Annotated in this window: 15 protein-coding genes; 13 read left to right on the top strand and 2 right to left on the bottom strand. The window is 43.1% G+C overall.

The window, feature by feature from the left end:
* Positions 1–18 precede the first annotated feature (18 nt).
* The 7 genes from MDMS009_RS01425 to MDMS009_RS01395 all read left to right on the top strand — a co-directional run bounded on the left by MDMS009_RS01425 (position 19) and on the right by MDMS009_RS01395 (position 5,918).
* Positions 19–1,110 carry a 2Fe-2S iron-sulfur cluster-binding protein gene (locus MDMS009_RS01425; RefSeq protein WP_008289844.1) on the top strand — a complete coding sequence of 364 codons (1,092 nt, stop codon included), beginning with the start codon at positions 19–21 and terminating at the stop codon, positions 1,108–1,110.
* 34 nt (positions 1,111–1,144) lie between these two features.
* Positions 1,145–1,348 carry a hypothetical protein gene (locus MDMS009_RS01420; RefSeq protein ID WP_008290098.1) on the top strand — a complete coding sequence of 68 codons (204 nt, stop codon included), beginning with the start codon at positions 1,145–1,147 and terminating at the stop codon, positions 1,346–1,348.
* 75 nt (positions 1,349–1,423) lie between these two features.
* The gene (locus tag MDMS009_RS01415) at positions 1,424–2,671 is read left to right on the top strand and encodes an OmpP1/FadL family transporter (RefSeq protein ID WP_043887720.1); all 1,248 of its coding nucleotides are present in this window, start codon (positions 1,424–1,426) and stop codon (positions 2,669–2,671) included.
* 17 nt (positions 2,672–2,688) lie between these two features.
* Positions 2,689–3,180: a group I truncated hemoglobin gene (locus MDMS009_RS01410; RefSeq protein ID WP_008289989.1), complete on the top strand. Its 492-nt coding sequence runs from the start codon at positions 2,689–2,691 to the stop codon at positions 3,178–3,180.
* 105 nt (positions 3,181–3,285) lie between these two features.
* Positions 3,286–3,561: a DUF4242 domain-containing protein gene (locus MDMS009_RS01405; RefSeq protein ID WP_008289865.1), complete on the top strand. Its 276-nt coding sequence runs from the start codon at positions 3,286–3,288 to the stop codon at positions 3,559–3,561.
* An 18-nt stretch (positions 3,562–3,579) separates the two neighbouring features.
* Positions 3,580–4,644: an NAD(P)H-dependent flavin oxidoreductase gene (locus MDMS009_RS01400; RefSeq protein ID WP_081443574.1), complete on the top strand. Its 1,065-nt coding sequence runs from the start codon at positions 3,580–3,582 to the stop codon at positions 4,642–4,644.
* A 77-nt stretch (positions 4,645–4,721) separates the two neighbouring features.
* Positions 4,722–5,918: a hypothetical protein gene (locus MDMS009_RS01395; protein WP_008289835.1), complete on the top strand. Its 1,197-nt coding sequence runs from the start codon at positions 4,722–4,724 to the stop codon at positions 5,916–5,918.
* Positions 5,919–6,049: 131 nt separating this feature from the next.
* Here MDMS009_RS01395 and MDMS009_RS16450 read toward each other — a convergent pair whose 3' ends face one another.
* Positions 6,050–6,238: a hypothetical protein gene (locus tag MDMS009_RS16450; protein WP_237700447.1), complete on the bottom strand. Its 189-nt coding sequence runs from the start codon at positions 6,236–6,238 to the stop codon at positions 6,050–6,052.
* A 190-nt stretch (positions 6,239–6,428) separates the two neighbouring features.
* Between MDMS009_RS16450 and MDMS009_RS01390 the strand changes: the two genes are divergently transcribed.
* From MDMS009_RS01390 to MDMS009_RS01365, 6 genes are all read left to right on the top strand, one after another.
* Positions 6,429–7,475: an alpha/beta fold hydrolase gene (locus MDMS009_RS01390; protein ID WP_008289858.1), complete on the top strand. Its 1,047-nt coding sequence runs from the start codon at positions 6,429–6,431 to the stop codon at positions 7,473–7,475.
* 149 nt (positions 7,476–7,624) lie between these two features.
* A complete protein-coding gene (locus MDMS009_RS01385) occupies positions 7,625–8,788 on the top strand; it encodes an acyl-CoA dehydrogenase family protein (RefSeq protein ID WP_008289902.1) in 1,164 nt (387 codons plus the stop codon).
* Positions 8,788–10,740: a PAS domain-containing sensor histidine kinase gene (locus MDMS009_RS01380; RefSeq protein WP_008289955.1), complete on the top strand. Its 1,953-nt coding sequence runs from the start codon at positions 8,788–8,790 to the stop codon at positions 10,738–10,740. The genes MDMS009_RS01385 and MDMS009_RS01380 overlap by 1 nt, the downstream gene beginning before the upstream one ends.
* 3 nt (positions 10,741–10,743) lie before the next feature.
* Complete coding sequence (locus MDMS009_RS01375) at positions 10,744–11,376, top strand: response regulator transcription factor (protein WP_043887718.1); 633 nt, start codon at positions 10,744–10,746, stop codon at positions 11,374–11,376.
* A gap of 309 nt (positions 11,377–11,685) precedes the next feature.
* Positions 11,686–12,342 (top strand): glutathione S-transferase family protein, encoded by a 657-nt coding sequence (locus tag MDMS009_RS01370; protein ID WP_008289921.1) that lies wholly within the window; start codon positions 11,686–11,688, stop codon positions 12,340–12,342.
* Positions 12,343–12,373: 31 nt separating this feature from the next.
* Complete coding sequence (locus MDMS009_RS01365; RefSeq protein WP_008289971.1) at positions 12,374–13,153, top strand: glutathione binding-like protein; 780 nt, start codon at positions 12,374–12,376, stop codon at positions 13,151–13,153.
* Positions 13,154–13,316: 163 nt separating this feature from the next.
* Here MDMS009_RS01365 and MDMS009_RS01360 read toward each other — a convergent pair whose 3' ends face one another.
* Positions 13,317–14,762, bottom strand: a complete 1,446-nt coding sequence (locus MDMS009_RS01360; protein WP_008289897.1) for an efflux transporter outer membrane subunit — start codon at positions 14,760–14,762, stop codon at positions 13,317–13,319.
* Between the last annotated feature and the right edge of the window lies 1 nt (position 14,763).

Below are 14,763 nucleotides of genomic sequence, written 5' to 3'. Positions count from 1 at the left end.
CTAAAAGAAGACACAATCATGTTTGGATTTTTCAAAAATAAAAAGCAAGACTACGAAGCAAAAATTAATTCCGTAGACACGCTTATTGTTCGAGCTGGCGATAATCTGCTCAAAGCAGCGTTAGAGTCAGATATCGCATGGCCTCATGATTGCCGAGTTGGTAGTTGTGGAAAGTGTAAATGCAAGCTTGTAGACGGAAAAATTAAACCACTCGCAGACTTTAGTTATGTATTGGAAGGCGAGGACATCAGGGATGGATACATCCTCGCCTGCCAAACGCAGTTAAAGTCAGATGTTTCAATTGATGTTGAATTACTCAGCGATAGTGAAAAGCAGAGTCATTGGGAAGCCGATGCCGTTATTACCAAAATCAATGAACTTACTCACGATATCAAAGAGGTCATTGTAGAGATTGATGCGGCTGATCTGCCTCAGGGTGTAGAGCTCTATAAAGCAGGTCAGTACGCAGATCTCAAGGTAGAAGAGGTTGAGTCTGGCAGAAACTATTCCTTTGCTGCTGCTCCACAACCTGGTCAGAACGAATTCCGCTTTTATATCAGAGAAGTACCTGGTGGTGAATTCACAGGTTGGTTGTTCAAGCAAGACCGCACCGGTCAATCCTTAAAAATGTCAGGTCCTTATGGTTTGTTTGGATTAAAAACAGACCCTGTACCTATGACTTGTGTGGCAGGTGGTAGCGGGATGAGTGCCATCATCAGCGTGCTTGAACAAGCATTAGAGTCGGGTGTGAAACGAGATGTGCGATTCCTGTTTGGCGCGAGAACTCAAGACGATCTTTACTGTGAAGATCTGATTCAGCAAATCGCAACAGACTGGGAAAAACAAAATCTTGGTTCATTTCAATATATTCCATGCCTATCACGAGAACCAGAAGATAGTTCATGGCAGGGAAGAAGAGGCTCCTGTATCGAGTTTATTGTCGAGGATGGCGTTGAACTCACAGGCCAAGCCTATCTTTGTGGACCCCCAGGGATGATTGATGCAGCAATAGAAGTGTTTGAAAACAATGGCATAGCGAATGATGAAATATTCTTTGATAAGTTCCTTGATAAGAGTAATACCCATCCTGTCGCGAGTGCTAAAGCGTAAGACTTAGAACAGTAACCCTTAGGAGGGATTAGATATGGCTTCATTTAAAGCAATTGTAGTTATGGCTATCTGGACTGCCTTAATTGGCTATGGTTTGTACAGTGTTGGTGCTCACGAAAATTTCCGTGAACCACTCTGGGCACTTGGTATCGGAACAGCCTTACTAGTGACACATATGGTGAATATGGCGATTTATTTCAAAGTAGCAGGAGAAAAACCGTTCCAATGGGCTAGTTAATAAAACTATTAGCTAATGCGACATCAACACTAAATAACAGATGATCATTAGCGTAAAACTACACGGAGAGAGAGAATGAATAATAAGAAATATTTAGCAACACTGATCGGAATGCTAACGACATCTTCATTTGCATTCGCCGGCACATTTGGTACAGATCTAAATAATAATATGTTGCCAGCAACAGGTGGTATGGGTGGGGCAAGTGTTGCCCGAACTGTGGAACCTGCAGCTGCCGTATTTGGTAACCCAGCAACATTGACGGAGTATAACAAAGGCACCAGTTTCACCTTCGGCGCTACATTTTTTGATCCCACTCTAGAAGCTGATCACAGCGGTGGCGTTAGGGATATACCAGGTTCCGAAGCAATCATTCCTGCTTGGAAAGGGTCATCAAATGCAGATAAGTATTTGGTACCAACAGTGGCCATCACACATGCCTTCACCCCCAAACTTGTCGCAGGCCTAGGGCTAACGGCACAATCTGGTGTTGGTTCAGACTTTAGGGGGGTACAAGGAAGTCAGAATCCAACCGGTGAACTTCTTGTATTTAATGCCAATGTAGGTCTTGGTTTTCAAGTAACAGACAATCTCTCGCTTGGCGCAATGGCAACGATAGGTAACGGTTACTTCCAGGCCAGTCTGTCCCAAGATACCGGCTCTGCACATGGTTTTGGTATCCGCGGAACCGTTGGCGCGAAATATGATATCGGTGCAACCAGTCTTGGTGCTTATTACAGAAGTGAGCTAAACATTCAATATGATGAATACATCTCCCGCGGTGACGGTACGTTTTGGGATGATGATGTGGCACAACCACAAGAATTTGCCATAGGGATTGCTAATAACTCTCTAATGGGTGGCAACCTGCAAATTAACGCCGACGTTATTCATAAAGCTTGGTCAGATGCTAATTTCTATGAAGACTTCTATCGCGATCAAACCGTGTTTGCATTAGGTGCTCAGTTGTCCACAGGAAAGGCACAGTGGCGAATTGGTTATAGCCATGCTAGGGATCCAATCAAACGAAATCTGCCATTGGGTCAAGACATAGGGATTGGTGGTAATAGCCCAATAGGATGTGCTGACTGCGGTGGCCAACTACCTGTAACTGCTGGGGTAGTAGAGTACTTCCAGGCTACTAATGCGGCCGCTATATGGGAAGACACCATCACTGCTGGTTTTGGTTATCAACTAACCCCTGAAATAAAAGTTGATATCCACGCTGCTTACACATTGGATGAAAGTCAGCAGATTGGTAACACTAAAGTCGATATTGATGCCTGGCAGGCAGGTGCCGGTCTTACATGGCACTTTGAGTAATAGTATCAGGAGAATTAATGATGAAATCTACATTTAAAACATTACTGGCATCTGCCATTTTGACAACACCTATGCTGTTTGGCTCAGTACAGGCTCATGATGCAGAAGAGGCGAGTTTATTCAACCGTCTGGGTGGCCCTGACAAGATACGAGTAATCGTTGAAGACACCTATCATAATCATGTGACTAACCCGATCATTAGAGACAGGTTTGTCGATAGTGACCATGCCGCGGTTAAACAAAAAGTCTATGAAATCTTTGCAGCCGCCACCGGTTCTGAAGAGATTGAATATACCGGCAGGGATATGAAAACGACCCACCGCACGATGAATATCAACGAAATGGAATTCAATGCGGTTGTTGATGATGTGATGGCTGCACTGGAGAAAAATGGTGTAGGTCAACAAGAAAAAAATGAAGTTCTGGCCATTCTATGGTCGGTTCGTGGCGATATTGTTAATCCAAATATCACTACGCAAGCACTGACTGATTCTGAAAGTTCTGAATAAACGAAGCGATCAATGCCTCGCTCTGACGGGGCATTGATTATTAGTCGTTAAAGCAAATAGCTGTTTGAATCTTAATTTTAATAATCAACAAATAAGAGGGTGACGATGCCTAAATTTATCATTGAAAGAGAAATACCTGGCGCTGGTGATTTAACAAAAGAAGACCTGACTGGTATCTCTCAAAAATCATGCTCAATTTTGAAAGATATGGGTCCACAAATTCAATGGGTTCATAGTTATGTCACTGAAGATAAAGTCTACTGCGTCTACAATGCACCTGATGAAAAAACCATTATGGATCACGCTGAGACGGGTGGATTTCCGGCAAATAAAATCACGCAAGTTAGAAATATGATTGATCCCACCACTGCTGAATCTTAGCCGTCATTATTTAACAACATGTTTAAAACACGGTTCACCGATCTCGTTGGAATTCAGTGGCCTATAGTACAAGCGCCTATGATTGGAGGCTTTAGTAGCCCAGAAATGGTTGCTACAGTCTCCAATCTTGGTTGCTTAGGCACCTTAGCGTTGGGTAACTCATCACCTGATGATATTGAACAACTTTATACAGCCACGCGAAAACTCACCAAGAAACCTTTTGCTGTTAATTTATTTGTTAGTAACGATATAAAACTACCGACGCATGAGGAAAAATCAAAATCGGTTAAAGCGCTTCAGCCATCCTATGATGAGCTTGGTATTGATCCGTCCTATCTGCATCACAAATCATTAACGTTACCCATCGATTTAAATACACAAATTGAAACGATTTTACGTCTCAATGTACCTATCGTCAGTTTTACCTTCGGGATTCCCAGTACTCAGATTATTAGCAAGCTGAAACAAAAAGGCATCATCATAGTTGGTACTGCTACCAACCAAACTGAAGCCATGCGTGTTCAGCAAAAAGGCTTTGATGCAGTCATCCTGCAGGGAATAGAAGCGGGGGGCCATCGCGCTTCATTTTTAAGTGATGGTACAAGTGGTCCTTCTACGACCTTATTAAATCAGCAAACGTCAGAATCGATAACGATCCCCAAAATCTTGACAGGTGGGATCATGACAGGACAGCAGATAGCAGGCCATATCGGTCAGGGCGCTGATGCGTGTCAATTAGGCAGTGCCTATTTATTCACCGATGAAGCAAAGCTCGATAAGGCTTACCTGGACACACTGCTAGCTGGTGAATCACAAACCTGCCTGAGCAAAGGTTTCACAGGAAAGTATGCACGAGTGGTCAGCAGTAAGTTTACCGATGCAATGAAAAATAAAGCAGTGTTAGCGTTTCCGTTCCAAGGGCAGTTAACTATGGATATGCGAACTAAAGCCACAGCAATAAATGAGAATGACTTTGTTCCTTTCTGGGCTGGTGAATCAGCCTCTATCGGGCAGCGCCAATCAACTGCCAGCCTGACCCATAAATTGATCAGTGATTTTCGTACTAAAGTTCCAGACATGTAATGTTTTGAAGAGTATTCAAACAGGTGTGAGGCTGTAACAACCTCATACCATTACAAAAACCTAACTCAGATTCAAAAATGACCGACTTAATACTTCATAAAAATAAACAATACATCGACGAAGATTTGGCATATTATTTTTCGGGACAGCGTGATGTTAATAATCAGATTCGTCCCCAGGAAAGTATCTATAGTCTTTCACCTGATTCGCAGCACTTTAATACCGATTTTAACGATGGCCAAGTAGGGAGCTTATTCTTCCCCATTGCTGCTTATTCGATTGATCGAATTTATATCGGAATCAGCTTCCCCTTATTTGCCAATAATTGGGGAGCTGCATTTTTACGATATCTGATGACACGCGTGAAACCTGGCGGTTGTGTCATTTTACCAGTCTATCCAGAAATGCAGGCATCAGAGAAGAACTACTGGTCGAGAAGTATCTTAGAAAATACCTTTCTCAGTCGTAGCCGCTGGAAAGGAACCAGTAATATATGGGCAGAAAATGATGGTGTGATGTCCATGCGCATTGGCAGAAAGTTTCCGGCAGAAATGAACAGCACGGCCTCATTCTTTTTTGAAGAATCTGGTAACAGTATACTCCGGCGAAGCCTACAAGCACCTTCCCACAACACGTCGAATCAGCAACAACTTTTCGAACTGGGACAGCACTATTGGAATACCGCAAACACCTATTCAATTGTCGAGAGAATTATTCTTGATTATTTTGGTATGCAACAGACGGTAACTCTCTGCGATATCAGTGATAGCAATGGCTTAATGGCCATAGAGTGTTTATTCAGTAGAGAAATCAATCTGACTCAGGCGGTGAGTTTTATGACAGATAAAACGCACATCAATGACACCTCGCTTTTGTCTAAGCGCTATCACTCTGTTATAAAAAATCGTTTCAAGTCTATTGATACCAGCATTACTGACACACTCAATGACCTCGCAAACTATAAAGTCATTTGTTTGATCAACACGACAACAAACGGCGCCACGTCAGACAAAACAAATGAAGTCATCGCCAATGCCTTAGATAAGCTCATGCCAGGCGGTATTTTGATTGTGCACGAGTCTCAGGGACTATCTGATGATGTTTTACAGTTACTCGACAACTATCCAATGACAAGCTACTACTCATCAATCGTTGCATCAAAATTACAAAATGGTGATGCCATATCACATTACAGCTCGATAATAGAAACAGAGCTAGTCAGTGAAAATAACAACCGAAAATATGCCTACATCGTTATACAAAAGCATCATTGACGCTAGTTTGTGTTTAATTTGTTTGGCTCCACAAAAGTCGACACCTTAAGTTGACTCTTTGTTTATGTTGCAAGCTACTGATAAATAGTAAATTAACAATCACGTCCTACCTATTTACCAAAAACAGTCCGTCACGCCTTTATACTTATAGTATATATACGTATTTGTAAATCTAATATAAAAGTTAAACTGTAAGCGTAAAAAGTGGTTTCAGCTTCACCACTGCCAGAGCCAATACCTTCTCTCGAAATCGTATGACGACCCCTCTCTGGCAGTGGTTTTTTTTCATTCCAAATAGCCAACCATCTATACCATTTCATGCGTATTAAGTGTCAATATTTTCCTAGCGAATCAATCAGGAAAATAGGTATACAAGGCAAAATCCAGACAGAATTTCAAAAACTATACGTAAAAATACGAGTTAGTAATTCAGGCCATATAGCGTTTACTTGAATTAAGCATCAATAAACGATTTTTTATACCAAACGGCACGGAATACGAGGCAAGAAAATGACATCCAATACCTATTACACAGCAGCACAACACGGTGAGTTTGAGGTGTATGAACTTGGTGATTTAGTATTGGAGCAAGGTGCAACGTTGAGAGGCGCACAGCTCGCCTACACCTGCTACGGTAAATTAAATGAGCAGGGGGATAACGCCATTGTGTTTCCCGTTATGTTTTCAGGTACTCACTCAGCCATGGCTCCCTATGTCGGTGAAGGTTTAGCACTGGATCCCAGCAAATACTTTATCGTCATTCCCAATCAATTAGGCGGTGGCTTATCATCATCTCCTCATAACTATGCAGCACCTTACCAAGCGAATTATTTTCCTGAACTCACCATCGGTGATGATGTAAGAGCACAACACCAACTACTAACACATCTGGGCGTTACAAAACTCAAATTGGTAACCGGCTGGTCTATGGGCGCACAACAAACCTATGAATGGGCGGTACGATACCCTGATATGGTTGAAAGAGCGGCACCGATAAGTGGAACCGCCAAAACGACGCCACATTGCATGCTCTATGTGGATGTATTCTGTGAGGCACTAACATCAGATCCCGCATGGAATAATGGCCGCTATGACAACTCAGAAGACGTTGAGCAAGGTTTACGCCGTATGGCTCATGTATTCGCGATGATGGGGGCAAGCCAAGGTTTATATAACAACGCATTGTGGCAAAACGTGGGTTTTTCTTCACAACAAGATTTCTTAAAAGGATTATGGGAAAACTGGTTTTTGCCTATGGATCCAAATAATCTGCTTTGTATGGCGCAAAAGTGGCGTTCAGGAGATGTCAGCTTACATACAGACGGTGATCTCGCTGCAGCATTAGGGAGAATTTCTGCCAAAGTATTTGTCATTTCATTTGAAAAAGATATGTTTATTTCCCCTGACGACTGTCTACACGAACAGCAAATGATTGCCGGTAGTGAACTGGTTTCTATCCCTTCCGCCTGGGGCCACTTCACGATGCTGGGCATAGCACCGGAAGATTTTCAGATGATCAATGACACGCTGAAAAAGTTATTGAATACGTCGGTATAGGACTGTTTGATTAGAAGTCAATTTTTAAGAAGCATGAGAATAAATGAAGCCTGTCATCCTAAATAAACCAATAACAACGATGAAAAGACGACATAAAGGTCAAAGATATTCTAAAGTAGTAAATAGTTTTCGGAATGTGGGTTTAGTAAATGTACTCAGAGATATCTAAGGTTTTTGAAATAACTGAAGAAGTCAGTAAATCAGTTATTGCTAAAAATACGGTACATACGGATAAGTATGCTGAATGGCCAGAGGAAGGTATTCGAGCCTTGCAACAGGCCGGACTGGGTGGACTGACAATTCCACTTGAGTTTGGTGGCATGGGACATGGCACAGAAACACTAGCAAAAGTCTGTGAAATTATTGGACAGTCTTGTGCCAGCACGTCTATTTGCTACGGCATGCATTGTGTCGGTAGTGCTGTTATCGCTTCAAAAGTCACGGATTTTCAACAGGATAATTACCTGACACCAATCTGTGAAGGTCGACATATCACCTCTCTGTCTTTAAGTGAGCTGGGTTCTGGCTCTCACTTTTACCTGCCTCGTACCAAGATGACTAATACCCATAACGGGGATTATATAATTGAAGGTGAAAAGTCATTTGCTACCAATGGTGGCAGAGCTGACTCCTACGTCGTTTCGGCAGTGACAGAAGAGACCAACCAACCTACAGGAAAATTTAACTGCATAATCGTACCAGGAAACAGTGAAGGTATAGAGTGGGGGCCTGCTTGGGCTGGATTGGGATTAAGAGGAAATAGCTCACGCAACTTATCTCTTAACAAAGTGGCAGTTTCTGAAGAGCACATTTTAGGTAATGAAGGAGATCAAATCTGGTATATCTTTAATGTCATTACCCCTTATTTTCTCACCGCCATTGCTGGGGCATACCTTGGCTTAGCCCGTGCTGTGATTGAAGAAGTCAAATCCCACATCATGAAACGCACTTTCTCCTTCAATGGCAAAAGCATTGCCTCATCATCTGTTACTCAGCACCAAGTGGGTTGTTTGTGGGCAAAATATGCCCGTACCCGAGCCCTGCTGTATTGGGCGACGCAATGTTATGACAATGGAATAGAGGGCAGTCAGCTAGATTTATTTTCCGCCAAGGCAGAAATCGCAGACACCGTCATTGATATCGTTAATGAAGGCATGACGCTGTGTGGCGGAAGCGCCTATCGAGAGGACTCTAACTTAAACAGGATGATGCGTGATGCACGGGCTGCACACATTATGTCACCCACCACTGACATGCTGAGAGTCTGGACCGGTCGCTCTATTCTTGAACAGCCTTTACTCACTGATACCTGATGAGTAGCCGAATTGCTTTATTCCTGGACGACGATGCTGAGTTATTAGATTATTTAAATTCACACCTTAGCGCCGGTGTCATGCTCGGGTACGTCACATCAGCGGACGAGCTATATACCAGGCTGGAGGACAAGCTTGGTGTCCCAGACATTCTCGTGCTGGGACTCAATGTACAAGAGCCAATTCGGATAGCAGAACACACGCTTGTTTTACATAAAGGCATAAAAGTCATCATCTTCTGCGATGACAACCAAAAAGAAACCATACGAAAGTCGATACTTTTTTCACCTTTTTTAAGCTCTGATGTTACGACCTATATCTATGACAACAAAGATAACTTTCTCGATTTGTTGCAACAAAAGGTCGACGTCATTGAAAACCAACGTAATTACGCCACTACCATGGCTGAAGTTGAGAGGGAACGCTTAGCTTCGATGACCGGACAACCGCTTGTCACGAATTACTTGGACAGGCTGCTTGATAGAGTGCCGATTGGCATCTTGAATCTGGATTCTAAAGGTAAGATTTTAAACCTCAATCCCTGTGCACAGAGACTGCTCAAATATAGTGAACGGGATCTGGTCAGCACCTATTTCTATGCGGTTTTCCCCGATACCCATGAGAGCCAAATCAAGGATATGATTGCCGCCGCGCTGAGTACTCAAGACCGTGGGCATAGTGGCAATCAGACGGTGAGTTTTTATGGCCCGAAAGGAAAGTGTTATTTTGATATGACAATTTCCTCTTTGGCGAAATCGGCATCCGAACCTATTCTTACCGTTATCTTGCAAGAGGTTACATTAAAGGTTCAAGAAGAAAATAAACGCCGCAAAATTGAGCAGGCTTTGCACCAAAGCGAGCAGCAACTACTGTTGGTCATTAATGCCATTCCTGAGTTGATAGCCTATGTGGATAAAGAGCTTCGCTATCAGTTTAATAACAAAGCATTTGAAAAGTGGTTTGGTCTGTCACGTCAGGCAATCTGTGGACGAGTAATCTGGGATGTGATTGGTGAGCCTTCATATCGGATTGTTGAAAAATATGTCAGACAGGCTATGGCTGGTAACACCGTCACTTTTGAGGAAAGACTCAGCTACCCGAACTCAGGTGTGGTTTATATTCGCAGTACCTATGTACCGAACTTCTCTGAAACCGGTGAGGTACAGGGCTTTGTGGTACTGACATCTGATATCACGCAATCGAAAAGTGATGAAGAGTTAGAAAAGAAACATTTACTTGAGTTGGCGCATACCTCACGAATGATAACCATTGGTGAAATGAGCTCGCAGCTTGCACATGAGTTATCACAACCACTCACCTCAATTGAAGCGTACAGTAGGGCATGTATAACCCTGATTCAGAAAGATAAAACGACTAAAGAAGAAATTCTCAGTGCTTTGGAAAATGTCTCTAGTCAGGCCATCCGCGCTCAGGAAATAATGCATGAGCTCAGAAATTTTGTGAAAAAGGACGATTCCAGAAAAACGGTTTGCGTCAATACGCTGATTAATTCAGCCATTAAATTACTCAGGCTGGAGTTTCAGGAGCAAGATCCTGAAGTAGAGCTAAAGTTGTCAGAAGATTTACCTCACGTATTTGCTGATCGTATATTGATTGAACAGATCCTGATTAACCTGATTAAAAATGCCATTGAAGCAATGCGGGTGCTCGTGGCAGAAGAGAGGCAGTTGATTATCGAGTCACACAACCAGAGTGAGGAAGTTTTGGTGTCTGTGCATGACAGTGGCCCCGGACTTTCTGAGTATGAAATCAACAAAATTTTTGAACCATTTTATACAACTAAACCAGAAGGCATGGGAATGGGGCTGGCAATTACTCGCTCAATTATTTATTCACACGGGGGGCGCTTGCTCGTTGAGAAAAATACATATGGCGGAACAACGTTTAAATTTACCTTACCAGTCGAAGATATCGAATTTATCGAGGCTTAAAATATGAATAACATATACATAGTTGACGATGATGATGCTGTCAGGGGCTCTTTATCAATGTTATTACGCTCTGAGGACTTTGAGGTGGTTGCCTTTGGCAATCCAGCAGAGTTCGTCGCAAATGTAGAAGAATTAGAAGAAGGATGCGTCATCCTAGATTTATGCATGCCTGAAATGTCTGGTATGGAAGTCATGGAAGAGTTACAAAAGCGAGAGTTAAAAATGCCCGTTATTTGTATCACTGGCCACGGCGATATCCCCACAGCAGTGAAGGCACTCAAGGTCGGCGCATATGACTTTCTCGAGAAACCGTTTGACTCGACCATGTTGATTGGCATCATTAAAGAATGCATTGCCGACAGAAAAGATAAACAGCAAATTGAGCTATTTGAAGCGACAGCCAAGGAAGCCGTGGCCAGTCTGACACCGAGGGAACACGAAGTACTGAAAGGCATGGTTGATGGGCTAAGAAATAAGCAGATAGCTTTTGATATGGACATCAGCATCCGAACGGTTGAGCTGCATCGAGTACATGTTATGGAAAAATTAGATGCGAAATCGCTGTCCGATGTCTTAAAAATAGCGATAGCAGCAGGTTTTGATTACGTTGATTTATCCGCATTCAAAGAGCCCTAATCCATGGAAAGCATTTATAATCAGGGATGAAATAGTAAACAAATATAATATAATCAAGTGATTATAATTATTTGTTAGTGCCAAGTGATTCTTTAATTTACAACCCCCCATCATTAAAATCTATTTTTGTAATATTCATATTTGTTATTTATATATGAATAATTACGTACATATATTTCCACAAAAATTAGTTATTGTTTTTCTAACTAAGAACTCACTTATGCGCCAGACCCGAAATGGGTCACTGTAAAGCGCATCGAAGTCGAGACGGTTTAGAGCATTACAAAGACTAATATCAACAGAGGTGGAATGATGGGCTTATTCAGTTGGAAAAAAGACAAGAGTAGTCAAGAGATAACATTGCTTGGGGTGAAAGGGCAAATTGCCACCATGAAATGTCTGCTTATGGCAGGAATCAAAGAAATTTCATTAAAAACAACATTGGCAACGCCTGAGACTGAGATAGATCACATCAACAGCTATCAATACATCGAGGGAACACAAAAAGTACCCACTTTAACGCAAGGTGACTTCTCAGTATCCGGTGCACGAGCAATTTTGACCTACCTCGATGTGCGAGGTAAGGGCACTTCATTAATCCCCAAAAAAGCCAGAACTCTAGGGCTGCAAAATTATTGGGTTGATGTTTGTTATCAAGCATTAGCTCCCGCCACAGAAGCGATGATCCACGGCAACATGACTGTGGAAGATAAAATCGCTCTAGAAAGAGTGTTATCTAGCTTGAATAAAATCTTAGCGGATAACCAATTCATTGTGGGGCAATTGAGTTTTGCCGATCCGCATGCTGCTGCTTATATCTATGTTCTTAAATGCGGTGGCTATGACATAAGCCAGCACCCCAATATAGAAAAGTGGATTACCCGTATAGAAGAAAAAATGTCTGGACCACTGAATATCGAGTACTTACCGATGCAGACTGGGTCAAGTAACAGTCAAGTGGCATAAGACAGACACACTGAATTTAGAGGAAAAAGCAATGGATATATTCGATCAAAAAGCGCCAATGGATCTAGATGGTAATTACGGCAGTACCGGCGAAATGAAAAAAGCACAATACATGCTCCAGTTACTGGGTACCCCCTGGGATGCCGATACACTCAAATGTATTATCACTGCGGCAGAGCAGGGTATGGAAATGAGAACAGGCTATCTGGACACTCTAAACGCTGAACAAAATTCGCCTGAATACCAGGACATTTTTGAGTTTGGTACATACCCCGGTTTAAAAGAAGCCGATTATAATGTCGCTGGTGCAAATGCCATCATGGCCTTTATTAATGCTAGAGGCTTGGGCTATTCGTTAGTTCCTAAAAATGTTACCGAAGCAGCGACACAAGACTTTTGGGTTGATATTGCGGTCACAGAAGCTACGCCTAATGTCGATATTTTAGTTCAAGAACAGTTGTTGAAACCAATGACTGACACCGACTACACGGCAAACGCTGAAGCATGTGAAAAAGCCAAAGCCAATCTGAATCGCGTGTTAGATCTACTTGAAAAGCAATTGACTGGTAACGCCTATATCGTCAACAAGTACTCATTTGCAGATGTCCATTGGACAGCCGTTATTCATTTGTTAATGCAGACTGAAGAAGCCAGCTTGGTGAGACAACGGCCACAGATCTCACGCTGGTATGATGCGCTGGCGACACGTAAAAGTAATTGTGGACAAGACATTGTTTCATTCTCGCTGCTGCCCAATAAAGACGATATCAAGCAACAAGAACTATCGTCAGTCGTTATTGATGATTATTAATTTGTCGAGAAAGTGAAATAAAGCAAGACTGCTTTTATTTCAAATAAATAATAAGCCGTAGTTCAGCATGAACTACGGCTTATTTTTTGATTTAAAGGCGTCTTAATGAGTGATGACAAGGTGCATGAATACATCCAAAATTTCATGCTCTTGCTAAAAAGACTTACTCCTGAGTACTGACATCAGTAGTGTCACTGGCCACTTGCCAGCCCCCTCCGAGTGCCTTATAGATTCCAATCAGATTGAGTACCGACGCAATTTCACTGTTGGCAAGTGTATCTTCCGTTTCCAGCAAAGTGCGTTCGGCATCGAGCACATCAAGAAAGTCATCATAACCCTCATCAAAACGTTGCTTTGCAAGATCACCCGAATGTTTAGCTGATTGTGCCGCTAGTTGCAAAGTGGCACGTCGTTCTTCTTCACGAGCAAAATTACTGAGTGCGGTCTGCGTTTCTTCGAGTGCAGCTAACACTGTTTTGTCATAAGTCGCCAACTGTGCTTGACTGCGCGCATCGGCTTGATCAATTCGGGCACGCACACTATCACGGTTAAATACTTGCCACTCAACTGACGGACCGAGCGAACCAGCCAGAGCCGAAGTGCCAAAGCTACTGAGATTGGTTGCTACAAAGCCTAATGAGCCTAACAGCCTGACCGTTGGGAATAAGTCAGCGGTGGCCACATTGTAAGCCGATACAGACGCTGCCAACGTTCTCTCTGCAGCGCGTATATCTGGCCGTCTTTTAAGCAACGATTCAGCATCACCTACAGCCACGGTTACCGGTAATTCTGGCAATGGTGCTTTATCAGATAACTGATTTCTCAAGGTATCAGGCACCTGTCCGGTTAGTACCGACAAACGATTGATGGCAGCGGTCATTTGCGCTTCGAGGGGAGGGATAGTGGCTGCCGTCAGTGTCATTTGTGTCTTCGCTCTGGCAACATCTAATGCCGTGGCACGACCGCCGTCTAACAAAACCTGAGTCAACTCATGCGTTTCTGCCTGATTTTTCTGATTCCGCACAGCGATATCTAAGCGGTGTTGCGCACCGCGTAACTCAACATATGTTCTGGCTACTTCAGCCGCGATAGTCACATACATATATTGCAAATTGGCCTCGGCAGACTCTGCCAGTGCCGCCTGCGTTTCAATTTGAGAAGAGACTCGGTTGAATAAATCTAATTCCCAGCTGGCATCAAAACCAGCCTGGTAATTGTTGTTCGTTCTGGGTAACGCTTGGCCACTCTCGGTTTCCTGAGAATTTAGGTTCCGTGAATAATCAGCACTGGCATCGACTGAGGGGTAACGGTCATAACCCGCTTCTCGGCTAAGTGCACGCGCTTCCTGCAGGTTACTAAAGGCAATGCGAATGTCGGGGTTCGCTGCCATTGCGGCTTCAACCAGTTGGGTCAAAGCAGGGTCCGTGAATTCTCGCCACCAGTCAGCAACGGGTTGGCTCGCCGACTTAAAGCGACTGTCATCAGACTGCTCGAACTCAATACGCTCCACAGTCTCCGGTGCACTAGGCGCTGTATAGTCTCGAAATGAAGCGCAAGCTGAGGTGGTAAGCGCAACACAGATTAACGTCGTAATCAAACGTGGTTTCATA

The organism is Methylophaga thiooxydans DMS010 (assembly GCF_000156355.1).
In the GTDB taxonomy this organism is placed as follows: domain Bacteria; phylum Pseudomonadota; class Gammaproteobacteria; order Nitrosococcales; family Methylophagaceae; genus Methylophaga; species Methylophaga thiooxydans.
This window is presented reverse-complemented; position numbering and strand designations above follow the sequence as displayed.